The 22416-nt window shown below is 53.4% G+C and carries 23 protein-coding genes and 1 pseudogene; 23 read left to right on the top strand and 1 reads right to left on the bottom strand.

Annotated features, from left to right (window positions below):
• The first annotated feature begins 2 nt into the window (after positions 1-2).
• The 8 genes from yabG (at position 3) to CPT76_RS07320 (ending at position 6853) form a co-directional block, all read left to right on the top strand.
• Positions 3-902: a sporulation peptidase YabG gene (gene yabG / locus CPT76_RS07355; RefSeq protein WP_076176699.1), complete on the top strand. Its 900-nt coding sequence runs from the start codon at positions 3-5 to the stop codon at positions 900-902.
• Positions 903-1139: 237 nt separating this feature from the next.
• Complete coding sequence (veg, locus tag CPT76_RS07350; protein WP_105442437.1) at positions 1140-1415, top strand: biofilm formation stimulator Veg; 276 nt, start codon at positions 1140-1142, stop codon at positions 1413-1415.
• A 134-nt stretch (positions 1416-1549) separates the two neighbouring features.
• Positions 1550-1729: a small, acid-soluble spore protein, alpha/beta type gene (locus tag CPT76_RS07345; protein ID WP_076176656.1), complete on the top strand. Its 180-nt coding sequence runs from the start codon at positions 1550-1552 to the stop codon at positions 1727-1729.
• Between the two features lie 266 nt (positions 1730-1995).
• On the top strand, positions 1996-2850 hold the full coding sequence (ispE, locus tag CPT76_RS07340) for a 4-(cytidine 5'-diphospho)-2-C-methyl-D-erythritol kinase (protein ID WP_105442436.1): 855 nt from the start codon (positions 1996-1998) through the stop codon (positions 2848-2850).
• Between the two features lie 120 nt (positions 2851-2970).
• The gene (purR, locus tag CPT76_RS07335; RefSeq protein ID WP_076176658.1) at positions 2971-3801 is read left to right on the top strand and encodes a pur operon repressor; all 831 of its coding nucleotides are present in this window, start codon (positions 2971-2973) and stop codon (positions 3799-3801) included.
• Positions 3802-3995: 194 nt separating this feature from the next.
• Positions 3996-4280, top strand: a complete 285-nt coding sequence (spoVG, locus tag CPT76_RS07330; RefSeq protein ID WP_076176659.1) for a septation regulator SpoVG — start codon at positions 3996-3998, stop codon at positions 4278-4280.
• A 123-nt stretch (positions 4281-4403) separates the two neighbouring features.
• Positions 4404-5795, top strand: coding sequence for a bifunctional UDP-N-acetylglucosamine diphosphorylase/glucosamine-1-phosphate N-acetyltransferase GlmU (gene glmU / locus CPT76_RS07325; protein ID WP_181152725.1), 1392 nt, complete (start codon positions 4404-4406; stop codon positions 5793-5795).
• A gap of 104 nt (positions 5796-5899) precedes the next feature.
• Positions 5900-6853, top strand: coding sequence for a ribose-phosphate diphosphokinase (locus CPT76_RS07320; protein WP_105442434.1), 954 nt, complete (start codon positions 5900-5902; stop codon positions 6851-6853).
• A 77-nt stretch (positions 6854-6930) separates the two neighbouring features.
• On the opposite strand, the gene CPT76_RS07315 is transcribed toward CPT76_RS07320, so the two are convergent.
• The gene (locus tag CPT76_RS07315; RefSeq protein WP_076176662.1) at positions 6931-7131 is read right to left on the bottom strand and encodes a hypothetical protein; all 201 of its coding nucleotides are present in this window, start codon (positions 7129-7131) and stop codon (positions 6931-6933) included.
• Between the two features lie 149 nt (positions 7132-7280).
• Here CPT76_RS07315 and pth point away from each other — a divergent pair, with 149 nt between their 5' ends.
• The 15 genes and pseudogenes from pth to spoIIE form a co-directional block, all read left to right on the top strand.
• A complete protein-coding gene (gene pth, locus CPT76_RS07310; RefSeq protein WP_105442433.1) occupies positions 7281-7841 on the top strand; it encodes an aminoacyl-tRNA hydrolase in 561 nt (186 codons plus the stop codon).
• Between the two features lie 80 nt (positions 7842-7921).
• Entirely contained in the window at positions 7922-8152 is a 231-nt protein-coding gene (gene fin / locus CPT76_RS07305; RefSeq protein ID WP_076176664.1) for an anti-sigma-F factor Fin, read from the top strand.
• 240 nt (positions 8153-8392) lie between these two features.
• A complete protein-coding gene (gene mfd, locus CPT76_RS07300; protein ID WP_105442432.1) occupies positions 8393-11917 on the top strand; it encodes a transcription-repair coupling factor in 3525 nt (1174 codons plus the stop codon).
• On the top strand, positions 11904-13085 hold the full coding sequence (locus tag CPT76_RS07295; RefSeq protein WP_105442431.1) for a peptidylprolyl isomerase: 1182 nt from the start codon (positions 11904-11906) through the stop codon (positions 13083-13085). The genes mfd and CPT76_RS07295 overlap by 14 nt, the downstream gene beginning before the upstream one ends.
• 244 nt (positions 13086-13329) lie before the next feature.
• Positions 13330-13872, top strand: a complete 543-nt coding sequence (gene spoVT, locus CPT76_RS07290; RefSeq protein ID WP_105442451.1) for a stage V sporulation protein T — start codon at positions 13330-13332, stop codon at positions 13870-13872.
• A 189-nt stretch (positions 13873-14061) separates the two neighbouring features.
• The gene (locus CPT76_RS07285; RefSeq protein WP_105442450.1) at positions 14062-15741 is read left to right on the top strand and encodes a putative polysaccharide biosynthesis protein; all 1680 of its coding nucleotides are present in this window, start codon (positions 14062-14064) and stop codon (positions 15739-15741) included.
• Between the two features lie 219 nt (positions 15742-15960).
• On the top strand, positions 15961-16626 hold the full coding sequence (locus tag CPT76_RS07280) for an SAM-dependent methyltransferase (protein WP_374954623.1): 666 nt from the start codon (positions 15961-15963) through the stop codon (positions 16624-16626).
• Complete coding sequence (locus CPT76_RS41915; RefSeq protein ID WP_374954622.1) at positions 16626-16979, top strand: MazG nucleotide pyrophosphohydrolase domain-containing protein; 354 nt, start codon at positions 16626-16628, stop codon at positions 16977-16979. The genes CPT76_RS07280 and CPT76_RS41915 overlap by 1 nt, the downstream gene beginning before the upstream one ends.
• Positions 16980-17297: 318 nt before the next feature.
• Positions 17298-17570 carry an HU family DNA-binding protein gene (locus CPT76_RS07275; protein WP_076176669.1) on the top strand — a complete coding sequence of 91 codons (273 nt, stop codon included), beginning with the start codon at positions 17298-17300 and terminating at the stop codon, positions 17568-17570.
• 1 nt (position 17571) lies between these two features.
• Positions 17572-17850: an RNA-binding S4 domain-containing protein gene (locus tag CPT76_RS07270; RefSeq protein WP_076176670.1), complete on the top strand. Its 279-nt coding sequence runs from the start codon at positions 17572-17574 to the stop codon at positions 17848-17850.
• Positions 17851-18043: 193 nt separating this feature from the next.
• Positions 18044-18325: a sporulation protein YabP gene (gene yabP, locus CPT76_RS07265; protein ID WP_089549461.1), complete on the top strand. Its 282-nt coding sequence runs from the start codon at positions 18044-18046 to the stop codon at positions 18323-18325.
• Positions 18322-18900: a spore cortex biosynthesis protein YabQ gene (gene yabQ, locus CPT76_RS07260; protein ID WP_105442430.1), complete on the top strand. Its 579-nt coding sequence runs from the start codon at positions 18322-18324 to the stop codon at positions 18898-18900. Before yabP ends, yabQ begins: the two co-directional genes overlap by 4 nt.
• Before the next feature lie 60 nt (positions 18901-18960).
• A complete protein-coding gene (locus CPT76_RS07255) occupies positions 18961-19326 on the top strand; it encodes an FtsB family cell division protein (RefSeq protein WP_105442429.1) in 366 nt (121 codons plus the stop codon).
• 125 nt (positions 19327-19451) lie between these two features.
• On the top strand, positions 19452-19934 hold the full coding sequence (locus tag CPT76_RS07250; RefSeq protein ID WP_105442428.1) for a S1 domain-containing RNA-binding protein: 483 nt from the start codon (positions 19452-19454) through the stop codon (positions 19932-19934).
• 509 nt (positions 19935-20443) lie between these two features.
• Positions 20444-22416, top strand: a pseudogene (gene spoIIE, locus CPT76_RS07245) (stage II sporulation protein E); the annotation flags it as partial.

The raw sequence follows: 22416 nt of genomic DNA, 5'->3' as shown, positions 1-22416 counted from the left end.
TCATGAATATTGGAGACCTGGTCGTGCGCAGATCCTACGGCGGCGATATCGCGTTCCGCGTCGAGGATTTGCGCAGGGACGAAGCGGTGATTAAGGGAACGGAGTTCAGACTTCTGGCGGATTCCCCGCTCGATGATCTGGTAAGGGTCCCTTATGCGCCGGTAAGCGAAAAAACCGAGAAAGCAAATATTAGAGCAAACGAGTCGCTCAGTTTACTGAAACGTCACCGTCAGGAGCAGACCCAGCGGAATCAGGCCACCTTGAGCGGAAGCGGGGAATGGGGAACAGCTGAGCCGGCTTATTTCGAAGTCCCCGGGAAGGTGCTTCATCTGGATGGAGATCCGAATTATTTAAAAAAGAGCCTGAGTCTGTATGAGCAGCTTCGGGTTCCGGCCGAGGGCCATTATGTGAATGAGGCCGGGATGGCGGACGCCCTGTACCGGTTGCTGCCTCGGGTCCGGCCTGATATTGTGGTGATCACGGGCCATGACGGCGTACTGAAGCATCGCCAGAATCATGATTTGTACAGCTTGAACAGCTATAAAAACTCGCAGAACTTCGTCAGGGCGATTCAGGTGGCGCGCCAGTTTGAACGTCATTACGATCAGATGACGATTATCGCCGGTGCATGCCAGTCGCACTTTGAGGCGCTGCTGCAGGCCGGAGCCAACTTTGCCAGCTCCCCGGGGCGCATCTTGATTCATGCCTTGGATCCGGTATATGTTGCAGCCAAGGCGTCGTTTACATCGGTTAGAGATACGATCAATATGACGGATGTGCTTCACAATACGATCAGCGGCACGCAGGGCGTCGGGGGCATTGAAACCCGCGGGAGCTACCGGATCGGCCTGCCCCGGCTGAACGACTTAACCAAGCTTAAAGTGACGCCGTCGGCCATTTAACATGTCCGGAAATGCCATGCAAAGCTCTTGACCTGACAGCATAACGAAATGCAGGAACCGTAATCTGCCGGCGGATTGCGGTTTTTTGTTGTTATCCGGGTGTAAGCAGAAATGATCTGGGGATTCGCAAAAAAATTCGTTGACAACATAAAATTGATGCTGATATAATTATTGTTTTGATTTGACAAAAATCTCTTTTCGAGTTATAATGGACAAGGAAAGAGGTGGTCGTCGACAATGGCTAAAAATACGCTGTTGGAAATCAAACGCAATCTCGAAGCTCATGTGGGTCAGAAGATCTCGCTTCGGGCTAACGGGGGTCGTCGCAAGACCGTCGAGCGTACTGGTGTTTTGGAAGAAACGTACCCATCTGTTTTTATTGTGAAATTGGATCAAGAGCATCAAACCTTTAAACGTGTTTCATACAGCTATGCCGATATTCTTACGGAATCCGTGGAGGTTATTATCTGCGATGATACTACCGGCACCCGGATCGAGTTGGAGAAAGCGTAACTTTAATGACAAAGCAGCCCTCCTGATGGAGGGCTGTTTTTAGTTGGCAGGGGGATATGGAATGAGGAGCGGCCGGGAGCGGGATAATACTTATGGCAGCAGCCTAATTCCGATGGAACCAAAGGAGGATGTTCATGAGCCGCAGACGCCGCAGTGTCATGTCGGATGAGCTGAAGAATGAGCTGGCTAAGGATTTGGGATTTTACGAAACTGTCCAGCAGGAAGGCTGGGGAGGTATTAAGGCCAAGGATGCGGGCAACATGGTAAAAAGAGCGATCCAGCTCGCCGAACAGGCCGCCGCACGTAAATCCTAATTCACACCAGCAATGCCGGCGGAGGCTCCCAAGCGGGAGGTTCNCCGTTTTTGAATTAAAGGCTGTGTCCGCTCCGCCCTTTGTCTGTAAACGGAAAATGACTTGACTGGTTCAGTTTGATATAATGATTTGAAGTTGCAGATCTCTGGATTGAACCCAAGAGAAAAAAATGCTTGAGGTTCATTCCAGATTTCGGATTGAGCCCAAGGATTCGAAGCGGCTTGTGTCAATCCAGATAGAGGGAATCTTGAGGGTGGGTGAACGCCTTGAAAATTTACGAAAAAGCACCGGCCAAAATCAATTTGATGCTGGATGTATTACATAAACGGCCAGACGGGTACCATGAGGTCGAAATGGTTATGACGATGGTTGACCTGGCGGACCGGCTGGAGATGTCGGCTTTGCCCCGGGATACGATTATTATTTCAAGCCAGGCGGGATACATACCGCTGGATGAGAAGAACTTGGCGTTTCAGGCCGCAAGGCTGATTAAGGACCGGTATGACGTCAAGAGCGGGGTGCATATCCATCTGGATAAGAAGATCCCCGTAGCAGCAGGTCTGGCCGGAGGAAGCAGCGACGCCGCCGCCACCCTGCGTGGTCTGAACCGGCTGTGGAATTTGAACATTCCGGTAGAGGAGCTGCAGAAGCTTGGTGCGGAGCTCGGATCGGACGTTCCGTTCTGCGTGACTGGAGGTACCGCACTGGCGACAGGGCGGGGTGAAAAGCTGACGCCTGTGGCGAATCCGCTGCAGTGCTGGGTGATTTTGGCCAAACCGCCGATTAACGTATCGACCGCGGAGGTCTACGGCAAGTTCAGAGCGGCGCAGGTCAAGGAGCATCCGTCGGCCCAAGGAATGATTCGTGCGATCGAAGCGGGAGACTTTCATGGCGTATGCAGCCGCCTGGGGAACGTGCTGGAGGATGTGACGCTGAGGCTGCATCCCGAAGTGCAGCAGCTGAAGGAAGGGATGCTGCGTCTCGGCGCGGACGGGGCTTTGATGTCAGGCAGCGGGCCGACCGTATTCGGCCTGGTGTACAAGGAATCGAAGGTGGCACGGATCTATAACGGGCTGCGGGGCTTTTGCAAAGAAGTGTATGCGGTGCGCCTATTGACCTAACTTCGCCAATCATGTTGTACAAATCCGTACAAAAATGATATATTCTTACTATAATATTCGGATTTTCTGGGTGATTTTGCTTTAGATTCCGATGAATACAGCGATAGCGAGGAGTATTTCGTGAAAAAATTAAAGCGAAGCGCGCGTTTGGTGGAGATGACGCAGTATCTTTTGTCCAGACCGCATACATTGATCCCGCTCACCACATTTGCCGATAGATACGGAGCCGCCAAGTCCTCGATCAGCGAAGATTTGGTTATTATCAAGGAAGTGTTTGAGGAGGAAGGCATCGGGGACCTGCTGACGCTGGCCGGGGCCGCCGGAGGCGTGAAATATATTCCGAAAATGCCGAAGGAGCAGGCGCTGGTGTTTGCGAACGATCTTTGTTCCCAGCTTCAGCAGAAGGACCGGATTCTGCCCGGCGGGTATTTGTACATGTCCGATTTGCTGGGACAGCCTTCTCTTATGAACGAGGCGGGAAAGATTTTTGCCACCGCATTCTCCGGCAAGGACATCGACGTGGTCATGACCGTGGAGACCAAAGGGATTCCGCTGGCTTATGCCACCGGGGCCCAGCTGAACCTGCCGGTTGTTCTCGTGCGCCGGGACCACCAGGTGACGGAAGGATCTGCCGTGAGCATCAATTACGTGTCGGGATCGCATAAGAGCATCCACACGATGTCACTTTCGCGGCGGGCGCTGAAGGAAAAGTCGCGCGTCCTGATCGTGGACGATTTTATGAAGGCAGGCGGCACCATCCAGGGCATGGTAGATCTGCTGGCCGAATTTGATGCCGAAGTCGCAGGCGTAGGCGTATTGGTCGAGTCGGGAGCGGTGGAATCAGAGGAGCGGCTCCTGCACGATTATGTGTCCCTGGCGACACTGACGGCGGTCGATCCAAAGACGAAAGAAATATTTGTGAGCCCGGGGAATTATTTTGACCCGTCTTAACGTTGAAGAGGCCTGCGGATTTTGTCGATAAAAATATTTTATCGGCGAATAGTTCCGAAGTCTGTCGACACTCACATTCTTATAAAAAAATTCCTGATTTTAGGACATTTTGTTAACTTAAAAAAGAGGATTTCGCGCATGCTGTGTGGAATTATACACCAAGTCTCTGATGGAAAAAGGTGGTGAACACACACATGCAAATTACGGATGTCAGACTCCGCCGCGTTAACTCCGAGGGGAGAATGAAAGCAATCGCATCCATTACCATTGATAACGAATTTGTTGTTCATGACATTCGGGTCATCGATGGAAACAATGGAATGTTCGTTGCTATGCCGAGCAAACGCACTCCGGATGGAGAATTCCGCGACATTGCCCACCCAATCTCTTCCGGCACCCGGGAGAAGATTCAAACGGCCGTCCTGGCGGAATATGAACGCGCTGCCAGTGAAGAAGAAGTGATCGAGGAAGGCGCTTAAGTTTACAATTGGGGTTCAAGGAAAGGAGGGCCAGGACTATGGCTCTCTTTTCTTTTTGCTTATAATACGATATATTCAGTATTGAGCGAGTTCTAGAGTAGGAGGTCAAGATCCTTGAAAAGAATGGCGATTGTTCTTGCCGCAGGGCAGGGAAAACGAATGAAATCCAAACTATACAAAGTGCTTCATCCCGTCTGTGGCAAACCGATGGTTGGGCACGTGGTGGATACCGTCAAACAGGTGAACTGCGAACGGAGCATTGTCATCGTTGGCCACGGGGCAGAGGCTGTCCAATCTTATCTGGGTGAGGCCGCTGAATACGTGCTGCAAGAGCAGCAGCTTGGTACAGGCCATGCGGTGAAGCAGGCCAAAGCTTTACTGGGCTCGGAAGAAGGCTCAACCATTGTCATCTGCGGCGATACTCCGCTGGTCACGGCCGAGACACTGCAGGGACTGACGCAGCTGCATGAAAGCAACAACGCTGCCGCCACCGTACTGGTTGCCTATATGGACCAGCCGCAGGGTTACGGGCGCGTGATCCGCAGCGAGGACGGAAGCGTACTACGTATCGTTGAACAGAAGGACTGCACGCCGGAAGAGGATGCGGTTCGTGAAATCAATACAGGCACTTATGTTTTTGATAATGCGAAATTGTTTGCCGCTTTGGAAAAGGTAACGAACAACAACGTCCAGCAGGAATATTATTTAACGGACGTGATCGGAATTCTTGTAGGCGAGGGAGAAACCGTTCTCGGCTATGTGACCGACGACTACGCTGAGTCGATCGGCGTTAATGACCGCCGTGCACTTTCAGAGGCTGAAGGATTAATGCGGGAACGCATTAATATCCGTCATATGCTGAACGGTGTCACGATCATTGATCCCGCTTCAACGTATATCGGTGCCGACGTGACCATTGGAGCCGACTCCGTGATCTATCCCGGCACTGTACTGAAGGGAAAAACGATTATCGGTGAGGATTGCGTGATCGGTCCGCAGAGCGATATCAGCGATTCCGTCATCGGCGACGGCGTGACGATCAAGCATTCGGTGCTGGATCAGGCAGAAGTGGGTTCTAGAACATCGGTAGGCCCTTACGCATATCTGCGTCCGAAATCCAAGCTTGGGGAAGACGTCAAGATCGGCGATTTTGTGGAAGTGAAAAATGCAACGATCGATAACGGCTCCAAGGTATCGCATCTAAGCTATGTCGGCGACGCGACGGTAGGCAAGAACGTCAATGTCGGCTGCGGTGCGATAACGGTCAACTACGATGGGTATAATAAGTTTATGACTGAAATTGAAGATGATGCTTTTATCGGCAGCAATGTGAATCTGGTCGCTCCGGTGAAAGTGGGCAAAGGAGCCTACGTGGTCGCGGGCTCGACGATTACCCAATCGGTTCCCGAAAATGACCTGGCCATCGCCAGAAAACGCCAGGAGAATAAACCGGGGTATGCCGAGAAAATTCGCTCCAAGGCCAAAGCCAAGAAGGAAAGCAAGCAGCAGGTTTAAACGTAAAGCGTCCCCGTCTTATCGGGAAGTGTGAGATACATGGTTTCAAGCGGTATGGAGGCAGGCCAGAATTTCAATGAACCAGCACGGAGGGTTTTAATTCTATGACTTATTGTGATTCGAAGTTAAAAATATTTACATGCAATTCCAATCCGAAGCTCGCACAGCAAATTGCGGATTATATCGGCATCCCCATGGGGGATTCGCATACGACCAGCTTCAGTGATGGTGAGATTCAGGTGAAATTATCGGAGAGCGTTCGCGGCTGCCACGTTTATGTCGTGCAGTCGACATGCGGTCCGGTAAATGACAATCTCATGGAGCTGCTGATCATGGTCGATGCGCTGAAGCGTGCTTCTGCGAAGAGCATTAACGTCGTAATCCCTTATTATGGATATGCGCGTCAAGACCGTAAGGCCCGTTCCCGTGACCCGATTACCGCTAAGCTGGTAGCGAATCTGATTGAGAAGGCGGGTGCCCACCGTGTCATCACGATGGACCTGCATGCCATGCAGATTCAAGGCTTCTTCGACATTCCGGTTGATCATCTGCTTGGGGTGCCGATTCTGGCCCAGTATTTCCGATCCAAGCAAATCGAGAATCCGGTTGTTGTGTCTCCTGACCACGGTGGTGTGGTTCGTGCCAGAAAACTGGCTGATTTCCTGAATGCCCCGCTGGCCATCATTGATAAACGCCGTCCGGAACCGAACGTAAGTGAAGTTATGAACATCATCGGTCACATCGAAGGCAAAACGGCCATTTTGATCGATGACATTATCGACACGGCCGGCACGATTGTGCTTGGGGCCAATGCCCTAATGGAAGGCGGCGTCAAGGAAGTGTATGCTTGCTGTACTCATCCCGTCTTCTCCGGCCCGGCGATGGAACGCCTGGAGAATTCTCCGCTCAGCGAAGTCATCGTGACGGATACGATTCCGATTACGCATCCGGAGCCGAGCAAGAAGATCAAAGTTCTGTCGGTAGCTCCGTTGATGGGGGAAGCCATCATCCGTGTGCATGAGGAATTGTCCATCAGCAAGCTGTTCGAAATCGAATAAGGCAAGGGAAGGTATATGCAAAGAGAGGGTTATGTTTCCTGGCTCCAGGAAATATAACCCTTCTCGCGCATGCTCTTTTAATATCCGGGAGTCGACACAAACGTATACAAATTCCGGTTGTAGAGCGTACCTTGAATTTCAACGAAGTGCTTGGTGAATGAGGTAATCGTTCCAATGTCCACGTGTACGCCCTGCCGGAGAACCTGAACGGGAATGCCGTGGATCTGGTGCTGCTGAAAGTGCCGGTGCAGCGTAAGCAATTGGCCGAATTCAGTCATGAACCGTACCACCTTCTTATGGTGATCATGGATGCCAAGGCAAGAATCGATGCAGCATCCTATACTCTATTGTAACAAAATTTGGTGCTAATGCTAACTTGCACAGCAGGCGTAGCGGCAGCAGCCGGTTTGGAGGATCGAATAACGCAATGAAATGGATTGTAGGACTCGGGAATCCGGGATCCAATTATGAAAAAACGCGCCACAACGTCGGTTTTATGATGCTGGATGGGCTGGCGGAGCGGCATGGTATTAAGTTTGGGCCAAGCAAATGCAAGGCGCTGATCGGCGAGGGTTTTATCGGAACCGACAAGGTCGTTCTTATCAAGCCCATGACCTACATGAACCTGTCCGGAGAAGCGGTGCGGGCCTATATGGATTATTACAAGGCTAAGCTCGAGGACATGATTGTCGTTTATGACGACATGGATACGGCAACCGGCAAAATCCGCCTGCGGTATCAGGGCAGCGCCGGAGGCCACAACGGCATCAAATCGATCATTCAACATACGGGAACGCAGGTGTTCGACCGGATCCGGATGGGGATTTCCCGGCCTGAGCCGGGATATGCGATCGTCGACTATGTGCTCTCGAATTTTCCGAAAAAGGAGAACGAGCTGCTGAAGACGATGATTGAGCAAGCCTGCGACGCCGCGGAGTTCAGTCTGAACCATACCTTTGAACAAACGATGGCCAAGTTTAACGGTTGATCTCGATGGCATGAATCGGGGGCTAAACGAACGTTTTTTCGGGCATACTGAAGTATAAACGACTTTCAGGAGGCATATAGATGGCAATAAATTATATTTGCCGGCACTGCCGCACGCCGCTCGGAAAAATAGATTCGTCCCTGGTTACCGACGCCCAGCTGGGGTTCCATTCCTTGACCCCGGCAGAACGTAGAGATATAATAGCGTATGATTTAAGCGGCGACGTAACGGTCAAAGTGATCTGCGATTACTGCAGAGAAGCGCTGGAGAACAATCCGGAGCTGAGCCTGTTGGCAAACCCGCTTCAATAATGCTGTGCGCGAAACCGCGAATAAAGCGGACAGATACCGTGAATGGAAGGGCCTTGGCAGTGCTGCTGAGGCTTCTTTTGGGTATTCCTTTTGTCCAGTCTCCTAAGACCAGGGGATGTCCGCTGCCGGTAGATATATTTTAATGAAGCACAGCGAAAAATCACCGCAGTCAGGTATTTTATGGTAAAATTCAATCTACCATCCAAAAGATAACAAGTAAGCATAAGAGAGGTGCCCCCTTTGTTACATGCACTTATAGAAGCTTTCTCTAAAGATCCGGATTTGAAGTCGATTACCGCCGGGTTATCGGCCGGTATGAAGGAACAGCTCGTTTCCGGGTTATCGGGGTCCGCGCGTCAGGTTATGCTGTCGGCACTGTTTGAAGAAATCAAACGCCCGATGCTCGTCGTCACTCACAACATGTTTTCCGCACAGAAAATCGCGGAGGATTTACAGGAAGCGCTTTCACCGGACCGTGTGCTGCTGTATCCGGCCAATGAGCTGGTGGCAGCCGAATCCGCGGTATCCAGTCCAGAGACCCTTGCGCAGCGTATTGATGTGCTGATGAAGTGCGCGCAGGGGTTTTCGGGCATTGTGGTGGCACCGTTTTCGGGTGTGCGCCGGTTTCTGCCTGCCCCGGAAGTGATGGCCAAAGCCCAAATTGTGATTCAGGATGGCGGCACACTGGACGCCCAAGCTTTCCTGGCCCAAATGATCGAAATGGGATACGAACGGGTAGAACGGGTCGAAGGCAAGGGCGAAATGAGCGTACGCGGAGGAATTATCGACTTTTACCCGATGACCTCCCTATTGGCCTACCGCGTCGAGCTGTTTGACGACGAAATCGATTCGATTCGCACGTTTGACCCGTCCGATCAGCGGTCAATCGATAAAGTTAAGGAAGTCACTATTACACCCTGCAAGGAGATCATCGCCGATCACCAGAGGCTGGAGCAGGCAGCTGCAGCCACCGCTCAACTGCTGGAAGAGCAGCTTGGCAAGATGACCGACCGGCAGGCGAAGCTGCGTCTAACGGAAGAAATGAAACGGGAGATGGAGCTGCTGCGCGAGCATGTCTATTTTCCGGAAATCTATAAATATATCTCTCTGCTCTATCCGGAGCACAAGACGCTGTACGACTATTTACACAAGGACACCGTCCTCATTCTCGACGAGCCGGCGCGCCTTCTTGAAACGGCCAAACAGCTGGAGCGTGACGAATCCGAGTGGAACTTGCATCTGCTGCAGAACGGAAAGACGCTGCCGCAGCTGCATTTGTCCGTTGACGGCGACGAGATACTGTACCAGCGTCCGTTCCAGACGATATTCATGTCGATTTTCCTGCGTCAGGTTCCGCATACCCAGCCTCAGAATATTCTGAACTTTATCAGCCGGGGGATGCAGGATTTCCATGGGCAGATGAACGTGCTGAAAGCGGAAATGGACCGCTGGCATAAGTCCGGGGTTCAGGTGATGATGCTTGCCAGCAGCGACGAACGGCTCGACCGGATGCGGCGGGTGCTGCAGGATTATAACATCGAGGAGCCGATCATGCTGCAGGGTAATTTGCAGACGGGCTTTGAGATGCCGTCCATTCATCTGGCGGTGATTACCGAGGGCGAAATGTTCTCCCAGAAGCAGCGGAAGATCCGCAAGCTGGGCAAAAACATTGATAACGCCGAGCGCATCAAGAGCTATACCGAGCTGAAGGTCGGCGATTATGTCGTCCATCAAAACCACGGTATCGGTAAATATATGGGTATCGGCACGCTGGAAATCAACGGCATCCACAAGGACTATATGCATATCCTGTATGCCGGCGGCGACAAGCTGTCTGTACCGATCGAACAGATCGATCTCATTCAGAAATACGTCGGTTCAGAGGAAAAGGAGCCGAAGATATACAAGCTGGGCGGCAACGAGTGGACACGCGTTAAAAATAAAGTCCGCTCTTCGGTACAGGACATCGCCGACGATTTGATCAAGCTGTACGCCGAGCGGCAGTCGACGCCGGGATACGGCTTTGAGAAGGATACGACCGAGCAGCAGGAATTCGAGGAAATGTTCCCTTACGATGAGACACGCGATCAGCTGCGGGCGATCGAGGAGATCAAGAAGGATATGGAGCGGAACCGTCCGATGGACCGGCTGCTGTGCGGAGACGTAGGCTACGGCAAGACCGAAGTGGCGATCCGCGCCGCGTTCAAGGCTGCCATGGAAGGCAAGCAGGTGGCCGTTCTTGTGCCGACGACGATTCTGGCGCAGCAGCATTATGAGACGTTCCGGGAGCGGTTCTCGGGATACCCGATGAACATCCAGGTGCTGAGCCGGTTCCGTTCGCGGAAGGAGCAGAACGAAACGATCAAGGGGATTCGCCAGGGGACGGTCGACGTCGTGATCGGCACGCACCGCTTGTTGTCCCAGGATCTGGTGTTCAAGGATCTGGGCCTCCTGATTGTGGATGAGGAGCAGCGGTTCGGTGTGACGCATAAGGAGAAGCTGAAGCGTCTGAAGACGAATGTCGACGTGCTGACCCTGACGGCGACACCGATTCCGCGGACGCTGCATATGTCCATGCTGGGAGTCCGGGATCTGTCTGTCATCGAGACGCCGCCGGAAAACCGCTTCCCTGTGCAGACGTATGTCGTGGAATACAGCCAGACGCTGGTGCGGGAGGCCATCGAACGGGAGCTGGCCCGCGGAGGTCAGGTGTATTATCTGTACAACCGCGTTCAAGGCATTCATGAAATGGCTGCCCAAATTTCGGCGCTGGTGCCGGAGGCCAAGGTTGGAGTGGGCCACGGGCAAATGTCGGAGACGGAGCTGGAGAAGACGATTCTCGACTTTCTGGACGGGGAATACGACGTCCTTGTCAGCACGAGCATTATCGAGACAGGCGTCGATATTCCGAACGTGAATACGCTTATCGTGCATGATGCTGACAAAATGGGCCTGTCCCAGCTCTATCAGCTGCGCGGCCGTGTCGGACGCTCCAACCGGATTGCGTACGCGTATTTTACGTACCAGCGGGATAAGGTGCTCACCGAGGTGGCGGAGAAACGCCTGCAGTCGATCAAGGAGTTTACGGAGCTCGGCTCCGGCTTCAAAATCGCGATGCGCGACCTGGCGATCCGCGGAGCGGGGAACCTGCTCGGTGCGGAGCAGCACGGGTTCATTGCCTCCGTCGGCTTCGACCTGTACTCGCAAATGCTTGCCGAGGAAATCCAGAAGCGGAAGGTGTCCGTTCTCGGAGAAAAGGTCGAACCGGAGAAGACGTGGAACACCGCGCTCGATATCGGCATCGATGCGTATTTGCCGTCCGAGTACATTTATGACAGCATTCAAAAGATTGAAATTTATAAGAAAGTGGCGGCAGTTTCTTCGTTCGACGACGGGAAAGAGCTGGAGGATGAGCTGCTGGACCGCTTTGGGGAGCTGCCTGAGGCGGTTACGAACCTGCTGACCGTCGCCCGGCTGAAGGTATACGGCAAGATGTACGGCATCGACTCCATCAACCGCCGTGGGGATGATCTGATCCTCAAATTTTACGAGGGGCAGGAAAAGGCCGTCAGCACCGCGAAGCTTGCACAAGTTGGCAATCGCTTCGAGAGACGTGTACAATTTGAGCAGGATGCTCAAATGACGATCCGCATCAAAGGCAAGGGGCTTGATGACAAGCAGCTGCTCGATCTGCTGGAACAATTCTTGGAAGCGATCCGTGAGCTGTTCAAATCGAAGGAGGAACTTCAGGATGTTGTTCAATAAGAAAAAAGCATGGAGAGGAATTCTGCTGACTTTGGTGTGCGTACTGACCCTTTCCGTGCTGGCAGCCTGCGAGAAAGGCGGCTCCGATAAAGAGAAGGATGCCAGTAAAACGGTGGCAACCTACGAAGGCGGAGAGATTACGGAGAATGAATTTGAGACGCAGAAAAAAATCATGACGTTTATGTCTCCGGAGTATGCCCAATTTATGGACATGGCCGATTTCCAGGATTATTTGGTGAAGCAAAAAATTGCTTTTAAATATTTGAGCGGCAAGGCTACGGACGATGCCAAGAAGGAAGGCGAGAAAAAGGCCGGCCAGCAAATCGACCAAATGAAGAAACAGGTGGGCGATGACCAATTCAAGCAGCTGCTGGGCGACCAGAAGCTCAAAGAGGACGAGCTCAAGCAATATTTGGTGCAGGTTATGACGGTTATGGAGGACATGAACGCCAAAGTGACCGAAGACGACATCAAGAAGCAGTATGAGGCCAACAAGCAGGATTTCATGGTGGCCACGGTGCATCATATTTTGATCGGGCTGACCGATTCGAATAACAAGGAGCGCACCAAGGAAGATGCGCTGAAGATCGCCAAAGACGTCAAATCGCAGCTGGACAAAGGGGGAGATTTTGCCGAGCTGGCCAAAAAGTACTCGGATGATTCCTCCTCCAAGGACAATGGCGGCGTCTACAAAGACTTTACCGTTGGACAGTGGAGCGTGCAGGAGTTCAAGGAGCAGGTGCTGACCCTTCCGCTGAACAAAATCAGTGCTCCCGTCGAATCCAATCTCGGATACAGCATTATCAAGGTCGACTCCCGCAAGGACACGCCTTATGACAAGCTGACGAACGATCAGAAAGAAATGATCCGGAGCAATCTGGGCGCATCGAAAATCGATCAGTTTATGCAGAATGATCTGACGAAGATCATCAAGAAGATTGATCTGCCGAAAACGGCGGATACGTCCAAGAGCGGCACAGGAACAACCGGAACGGGAACGTCCGGCAGCGGCACGGAAGGCACTACTTCCGGGGGCTCTAATTCCGGTACATCCGGCACCGGTACAGGCACGACAGGCAGCAGCAGCGGAGATGCCAAAACCACCGATAAAGGTACAACTACTTTTGAAGAAAAGGTAACCGAGCCCGGCGAGGGATCGGGCAAGTAATCCATATTTCGCATTGAATCGTGTGCATGAAGGAAGGCGCGGGCCAGATCCGCGCTTTTTTTGCATCAATGAGCTGGATAAAATGTGCAGAACAACCGCAACTAATAGTTCCAACATCATGTATAAGGAATTGGGAATGGATGAATACTATGGGCAGATATCACAACTTATATTCCTGGGACTCACCTCTTCCCATAAGAACAGTAGTTGAAAAATCTTCTCTAGAAAGCGGGGCAACATGTTAATGAAAGCTACTGGAATAGTCCGCCGTATCGATGACCTGGGCAGAGTGGTCATCCCAAAAGAAATCAGACGTACATTGCGTATCCGTGAAGGAGATCCGCTTGAAATTTTTGTAGACCGTGATGGTGAAGTCATTCTGAAGAAGTATTCCCCGATCGGCGAGCTGGGCGACTTCGCCAAGGAATATGCGGAATCGCTGTATGAAGGTACCGGACACATCACGATCATTTCCGACCGCGATACCTTCATCGCCGTTGCAGGCGGTTCCAAGAAGGAATACTTGGAGAAACCGATCGGATCCCTGATCGAGAACTGCATGGACAGCCGCAAGACGCTGCTGGAAACAAACCAAGGCAGCTACGAAATCAGCAAGGACCATCAGGAGAACCTGTCCTCCTTTGTGGTCGCGCCGATCATTTCCGGCGGAGATCCAATTGGTTCAGTGATCCTGCTGAGCAAGGACGAAGCGACCAAGATGTCGCAGCTGGAAGTCAAAATGTCCGAGACAGCCGCTGCTTTTCTTGGCAAGCAAATGGAGCAGTAATCCGGCAGCCCGGTACGGCTCTTCCTCGAGCACCCGAAGCTCCCCCTTCTTATTCACGGATGACCCGGGAATGAAGGCGGGAGTTTTTTGTGTCCGCTCTCCTCAGGTATAATAGGTGTATTCGTATCGAAAAAACGGAAGCAACGCCAAATGACCGAGGTTGAATCCGGGCAAAAAGTAGGGAAGAGGATGAAACAGACAGGTGCGGCATCGAAGATGCTGCAGGGGGCTTTGATTTTAAGCATGGCTATGGTGCTGTCGAAACTGATCGGCACGCTGCAGAAAATTCCGCTGCAAAACATGGGCGGGGATGCGGTGTTCGGCATCTATAACACGGTATATCCGCTCTATTCATTAATGATGACGATCGCGCTCGCGGGCCTGCCCGCCGCGATCTCGAAATTCGTCGCAGAGGACGAAGCCGTCGGGGGGACGGGGGAAGGACTCCGGGTGATGAGGCTGTCCTCTGTGCTGCTGGCGCTGCTCGGCATCGTCCTGGGGGCCGCCGTGTACGCCTGCGCTCCGCTTATTGGGACCTGGATCGACAATTCCAGCGTCGTGCCGGCGGTGCGGACGGCGTCCTTAGCGCTGCTGTTCGTGCCGGTGATGACCGGGATGCGCGGCTTTTTTCAGGGATACCAAAACATGATGCCCACCGCCGTTTCGCAGATCACGGAGCAGTGTGCGCGGGTCGCCGTCATGATCGGGCTGCTGATTTACCTGACGGGGATCGGGGCGAAGCCGGAGACCATCGCAGCAGGGGCACTGCTGGGATCGGCCGCTGGCGGAGCCGCGGGTCTCATCGTTATGCTCGGCTATTGGAGCAGGTTTCGGCGGGCTCAGCGTGGCTCTGCCGGCGCAGAAGGCGCTGCCGTGTCGACGCACAAGGAGTCTACCGTTCGGACGGGTCAGCCGCGTCAAGCCGGGCGGGAGAGCAGCTGGAGCCTGCTGAAGCGGATCCTGCTGTACGCGATTCCCGTCTGTCTGGGTTCACTGGCCGTGCCTTTAATCGGCATGGTGGACAGCTTTACCGTACCGCGGCTGCTCAAAGCCGGAGGCGCCGGCGAGGCGGGGGCGATGATCCAGTTCGGCATCTATAACCGCGGCATCCCCATCGTCCAGCTGGTGACGATGCTGGCCACGTCGCTGTCAGTGCTGTTCATCCCCGCTTTGGCGGACGCAAAGGCGAGAGGAGACCGCGAGCTGGTGAGCGAGCGTACCCGGCTGTCCCTGCGCTGGTTCTGGCTGCTGGGACTCGCCGCATCGGTGGGGATTGCCATTCTGGCTGATCCCCTGAATATCGCGCTGTACCAGGACACGGCGGGCAGCGGCGTCATGCGCTGGATCGCCTTCACCGCCGTCGGCAGCGCGCTAAGCATCATTTCAGCCGCGCTCCTGCAGGGCGTCGGCATCGTGCGCGCGCCGGCCGTGCATCTGCTGGCCGCGGCAGCGGCGAAGACGCTGCTGAACCTGCTGCTGGTTCCGCAGCTGGGCATTACCGGCGCGGCCATCGCCGGCGTGGCCGCGCACTTCCTGGCGGCAGCGCTCAACATCGCGCTGCTGGCCCGCAGCACCGGCCTGCGCATTCGCGCCGGTGCCGCCTTGGCCAAGCCGGCGCTGATGCTGGCCGGCATGACCGTGGTGGCGGGCGCTGTGGCGCTCGCGGCGGACGCGGTGCTGTCCGCGCTCGGGCTGCCCGCCCGCCTCGTGGCCGCCGCGGCAAGTGTTGCCGGTGCCGCGGCCGGAGGCGCCGTGTTCCTCGCCGGCGCCGTGCTGGCCAAGCTCCTTACCGAAGAGGAGCTTGCCATGCTGCCGAAGATCGGCCGTCCTCTGACCGCCTTACTGAAGCGGGTTCGGCTGCTGCGGTAATAACCGCAGGGCACTGAGGAATCTTCTATTTTTGGCCGTCATAGAGGGAGAATGATAGAAGGCGGCGGATTAAAGGATCCGCTGAACTAGCTTCAGTAAAGGGCCGGGCCATGCGGGGACCCCCTTGCGCTTCTGGTTTTCTTTTAAAAAAGAAACCGTGATATAGTATATTTATGCCCCATTCCCGGAAGAATGGGAAATAGAGCGGAGGAATGACATATGAGCGCAGTACTGAAGGTTGTCGGTCTCGGTTCGGGCAACCCGGACCGGCTGACAATGGGTATTGTGAGAACGTTGCAGCAGGCATCACAAATCTACGTCAGAACGAAAGAGCATCCGGTCATGTCGATGCTGGAGGAGCTGAAGCTCGAAGTCAGTTCGTTTGACCACATCTACGAAGCGCATGATTCGTTTCCGGAGGTGTACGCCTCCATCGCAGACCGGCTGCTGGAGCTGGCTTCAGCCGGCGATGAACACAGCGTGATCGTCTATGCGGTGCCCGGGCATCCGATGGTGGCGGAGTCCACCGTCCAGCTGCTGAGGGAGCACTGCCCGCAGAAGGGGATCTCCCTTGAAATCCTGGGCGGGGAGTCCTTTCTCGACGAAGCCTTTATCCGACTCGGTTTTGATCCGATCGAAGGCTTTCAGCTTCTCGATTCCACGGGCATTCGCAGCAGCATGCTGCAGCCTCAGCTGCACACCGTGATCGGGCAGGTATACGACGAGTTTACCGCTTCTGAGGTAAAGCTGTGCCTCATGGAGCTCTATCCTGACGATTACCAGGTCATTGTCGGACATGCGCTTGGTGTCGAAGGGGGCCGTAAAGGCATCGAGCCCGAGAAGGCGTCGCCCTGGACGGGATTCCAAGAGACCTGCCTGCGCTAATGAAGGCTTATAAGCTTCAGAAGAAGGCATCCAAGGTCGGGTTCGACTGGGATTCCATCGAGGGTGTATTCGACAAGATCGAGGAGGAGCTCGGAGAGCTGCGGCAGGCCGTGGCGGAGGGACAGAGCGTCGACGAGCAGGTGGGCGAGCTGGGTGACCTTCTGTTCGCGGCGGCAAACGCGGCCCGGTTCCTGGATGCCGATCCGGAAGAAGCGCTGTCGAGAACGAACCGCAAGTTCGTCAACCGGTTCCGTTACATCGAGGATGTGCTGCACGCAGAAGGCAAAACGTTGCAGGAAACCAGCCTGGATGAGATGGAGACGATTTGGCAACAGGCCAAAAATGAGGTATGATATGAAATCTCCGGTCCCTGGAGGGACGGGGGGTGCCTTCAATGCCTGTGGAGTGAAGCCCTTTTAGCGAACAGGAATGAATGACTTCCGTGTTTCATGGTTCCGATTTCGCGCAAAATTTCCGTTAGACGACGCCCAGAAGCTTCTTTTTGCAGGGATTTCCTCGGAAATTATAAAAAAATTGGCGGATTGAGGCAGGAATTCGGGCAGCACAGCAAGAATACCATACAGAACGCGCCAAAAGCGGTATGTTTTGGGGGCTAAGCTCCTCTACCGCGCCAATACTTATTTCTTTGTATATTGGGAGGATTATAATTTATGAACAAGACAGATCTGATCAACAACATTTCCACGAAAAGCGGTTTGACTAAAAAAGACGTGGAGTCCGTTTTGAACGGTTTCCTGGGTGAAATTGAGGAAGCTCTGGCAAGCGGTGAAAAAGTTCAGCTGATCGGCTTCGGCACTTTTGAAACCCGCAAGCGTTCCGGTCGTACAGGCCGCAACCCGCAAACCGGCAAAACCATCGAAATTCCGGAATCCAACGTTCCTGCTTTCAAAGCGGGCAACAAGCTTAAAGAAGCCGTAAAATAAGATGCGCGTCGACAAATTCCTTAAGGTATCAAGGTTAATTAAGCGGCGTACCGTTGCGAAGGACGTCTCCGATCAGGGAAGGGTCCTCATTAACGGCAGGGAAGCCAAGCCCAGCAGTACGGTCAAGGTGGGCGATGAGATCACCGTCCAGTTCGGCCAGAAGCTGGTCACCGTGAAGGTGGAGCGGCTTGCCGAAACGACCCGCAAGGACGAGGCGAACAGCCTGTACACCTTGGTCAAGGAAGAACCGATCGCCAAAGATAACGGTTTGAACTGGTAAGCGGGCATTCCAGAAGGCATATACACAGACAGCAGCACATTAGAGGCATCTTCCGATCACGATCGGGGGATGCCTTTTTAGCTTGGCACGATGCTCAGATCATGCTTAAAGTTCCTCCGTTTCACCCGGCAGGGCTGGTTCTAAACCCCGAAACCGCTCCATAAGCTATTGTTAAGAAGGAGGGGTACATGCCATGATCGAGCAAGCGAAAAACAAGCAGCATGAATTGCATATGCTGAATCGCAAGCAGCTGCACCTGACGGGGGTAAACAATGTGGAGAGTTTTGACAGCGAGGAGTTTCTGCTCCAAACCGAGCTAGGGCACCTGACCATCAAAGGCCAGAATTTACATATTAAAAATTTAAACCTGGAAGAAGGCCTGCTCTCGATCGAGGGCCATGTGAATTCCCTGGTTTATTTGGATCCCGGTTCGCACAGCAAAAACAAAGGAATGCTCGGCAAGCTGTTTAAATGAGTCCACAGATTCAATGGATTACCCTGCTGTGGATGCTGTTCTCGGGAGCGGCGTTGGGGGTGGCCTATGACAGTTACCGGGTGCTGTCGGGCCAGCTCCACTTTCCGAAATGGACCCTTCATGTATTGGACGTGCTGTACTGGAGCGCTGCGGCCCTGTTTGTGTTTCGGATGCTGTATATCAGCAATTACGGCCAGCTTCGGTTTTATGTATTTGTGGGACTCTTTATTGGGGTATGGTTATATTTTTTAATCTTGAGTGTTACAACCCAGCGTTTTGTGGTAATGTTAATAAGGACAGTACGTTACGTGATTGATGTGGTCAAGCGTTTGTTTCGGGCGCTCGTCTGGGCTCCGATCCGTGCGATCTTGAAACTGTTGAAGTGGATTGCCGTCATGCTCGGCAGCCTCCTGATGTTTCTCCTCCACGTGATCCTGCGCTGTCTCACGCCTTTCTGGAAGCTGCTTCAATGGATGCTCCGCCCCATCACCTCCCGTCTGAAGATGCCCGAGTGGTTAAGGAAGTTTCTCACCGCAGCTGCAGAGCTGTGGAAGCGATGGTTCTCCAAGGAGTAGACAAGGCTTAGGAACGGCCCGTTACGCAACGATTTCCGTATTTGTAAAGAGGAGGCATTCATGGGAAAATACGCTGCATCACCAGCCCAAACCCGTCCGCAGACTACACAAAAGAATGACAAGCAGCCTGCCGGTCATCATGCTGGCGCACGGAGGCGGATTTTTTTATGGCTGACTTTCATGATTCTGTTTATGGGGTGGGCAGGTTATACCTTTATTGACCAGAATTCGCAAATTGCGGACAAGAGTTCCGAGCTGTCGAAGAAGGTGAAGCTGGAGGCACAGACCACACAGACGAAGGCACAGCTCGAGCGGGACGTGAAACGGCTGAACGATCCGGAGTATATCGGACAGTTGGCAAGGAAGAAATATGGTCTGTATTTGCCGGGGGAAACCCCGATTCATGCGGAATCCACCAGCCCTTAATATAGGCGCTGAAGTGGGTTATTACTCAGTTGACCTGGGTTTACGCTTTATGTATAATCAAATCACCACAGCCAAGGTTTTATTAAATCTTGTTGTATATTTTTAAGGGAGGATCATTTTATTCTATGGCAATCGAAGTGGGCACCAAGTTAGAAGGCAAGGTGACAGGCATAACGCATTTTGGAGCATTTGTGGATCTGTCAGGAGGTGTCACGGGTCTCGTTCACATCTCGGAAATCGCCGATAATTACGTCAAGGATGTTAACGATCACCTGAAGATCAATGATGTTGTGACAGTGAAGGTGATCAATGTCGATAAGGACGGCAAGATCGGGCTTTCCATCAAACAAGCTGTTGATAAGCCGGCATCCGAAGCTCGTCCAAGAGGACCAAGACCGGAACGTACCGGTGGAGGCGGCGGAGACCGTTTTGGCGGTGGTGGAGGTTACAATCGTGAACGTGGCGGGCGTCCGTTTAAGCCTGCGGCCAACAAGACTTCATTCGAGGATAAAATGTCTCGTTTCCTAAAAGACAGCGAGGAGCGCATATCGTCGATCAAGAAGAACACGGAATCCAAGCGCGGAGGCCGTGGCGCGAAACGCATGTAATTTTTACTAACAGATTAGAGCATACGATAACCGTATGAAGCAGATAACCGTAGAGGGCACCAAGCCTTCTGCGGTTTTTTTGTTTTTGCTGCAAGCCAGGCGCTGTTCTGCAGTCTTCTTCCCATCAAGGGTGGCATTCGGTAATTTTGTCGTTCTGCAAGAAATTACCGACAGCATCCAACGCCATTCCAGCTATCTCTGTCGCAATCGCTAGCCGAAGCGGTGATTTTATTCGGGAGATTCCCCCGGATCGAACCGGCTGGAAACGGGCTGGAAGTGTTGGGGGACAACCAGTCGACCCGGATTTCCGATCATTCGGGAACGCAGGCTTTTTTGTCGGAAATTTCTTGGACGCTTGTCCGCTGTTCTGACAAACTTTCATGTTTCACCGGTTCTATAATGGGTACCAACAAATCCTACGAAATGGTGGTGCCAAGATCATGGAAAAATGGAATGTGATGGACGTGCCTGTCATGAAATCGGCAAAGGGGGAAGCGGTCGTGGACGGAATGAGCTTGTCGGAACGGATCCGGAACATGTCGGCCGTGCAGCGGCCGATGCAGTTCCTCGCAGCAAAGAAGTGGATGCTGCTGCTGACTTTTATGGGCTTCTTACTCGGAAAAGCCATGATACTGGACGAGCTGTCGCCGTTTGCGGTCGCCTTTTTGCAGTCATCGCCTTCATGCGCCGGGATTACATCCTGCCGGTGGGGATGGCCGTAATCCTGGGCTCCCTGTTTGCTCCGTTTCCGGCACCGCTGATTATCGCCGCCGAGCTCATCATCTTCCACCTGATGTATAAAGGGCTGAACGCCTTTGACCACGCCGAGTTATCCTACGCGCCGCTGATGGTGTTCGTCTCCGCCTTCTGCGTCAAAATATTCATGGTGCTGATCGGTCCGCCGTTTACATGGTATGCCCTGATGATGACCGCGGTCGATGCCGTACTCAGCTTTGTGCTGACGCTCGTGTTTATCCAGGCGATTCCGGTGTTTACGTACAGGAAAAAGAACTACCAGCTGAAAAACGAAGAAATTCTATGCTTGATTATCCTGCTTGCTTCCGTCATGACAGGTGCGGTGGGGTGGAGCGTATATAATTTGTCCGTCGAGCATGTCCTCTCCAGGTACCTGATCCTGGTGTTTGCGCTGGTCGGCGGGGCGCCGCTCGGGGCTTCGGTCGGCGTCGTAACCGGGTTGATTCTGAGCTTGGCGGATATATCGGCCATTTATCAGATGAGCCTGCTCGCTTTTTCCGGGATGCTCGCCGGAATGCTGCGGGAGGGGCGGAAAGGGGCCGTATCCATCGGCATGCTGCTGGGCTCTTCCATTCTGTCTATCTATTTCAGCGGTCCGGGCGACGTCATGCAGTCCACCTGGGAAACCTGTATCGCCATCGGACTGTTTCTGCTGACCCCGAAAGCGATGATTGCGGTGATCTCCAAGTATGTGCCGGGGACGACGGATCACAGCAAATCGCAGCATGAGTATGCCAAGCGGGTAAGGGATTTGACCGCCGAGCGGGTGACCCAGTTCTCGCAGGTGTTCCGTCAGCTGTCTCAGAGCTTCGGCCAGGTGTCCGGCACGGAGGAGGTGAGCAAGCGGAATGAAGAAATGGACCATTTTATGAATGCTGTGACGGAAGGGGCGTGTGCGAACTGCTTCAAGAAAAACCATTGCTGGGACGCGAAGTTCTATCAAACCTATAAATATATGACCGACGTGATGACTTCGGTGGAGGAGAATCCGGAGATGTCGGCTGAGGACGTTCCGGAGGAATGGAAGAGAATGTGCGCCAAAACCGGCGACGTTGTGGATGTCATGAAGCAGCAGTATCATCTCTACCAACATGATATGCAGTGGAAACGGCAAATATACGATAGCCGTCAATTGGTCGCCGAGCAATTATCGGGCGTATCCCAGGTGATGGAGGACCTGGCTAAGGAAATTCAGCGGGAAGGACAAGCGATGTACCGGCAGGAGGAGCAAATCCGGGACGCTTTGGAGAAGCTGGGACTGTCGATCCAGGGGATCGAAATCATTAGTCTGGATCCCGGACATGTAGAAATCGAAATTGTGCATGCGTATACAAGGGGGTACGATGAATGCCGTAAAATTATTGCGCCGCTGCTCTCCGATATATTGGACGAGCATGTGGCCGTGCTGAATGAAACGTTCAGCAGCACCAAAGACGGGCTTGCGACCGTGATGTTCGGGTCGGCCAAAACGTTTGAAATTACGACGGGGGTGGCCGGGGCCGCCAAAGGAGGAGATCTGCTGTCAGGCGACAGCTTTAGTACGGTTGAGCTAGGCAACGGCACTTTCGCCGTGGCGCTGAGCGACGGAATGGGCAACGGAGAGCGGGCGAGGCTGGAGAGCAGCACCGCGCTGAACATTTTGGAGCAGCTGCTGCAGTCGGGCATGGATGAGAAACTGGCGATCAAATCGGTGAATTCCATTCTAATGCTGAGATCCCCGGAGGAG

It is taken from the genome of Paenibacillus sp. AR247 (assembly GCF_002968895.1).
In the GTDB taxonomy this organism is placed as follows: domain Bacteria; phylum Bacillota; class Bacilli; order Paenibacillales; family Paenibacillaceae; genus Paenibacillus_AQ; species Paenibacillus_AQ favisporus.
Note: the sequence above shows the minus strand (reverse complement) of the source record. Positions and strands in the feature narration are given on the sequence as shown.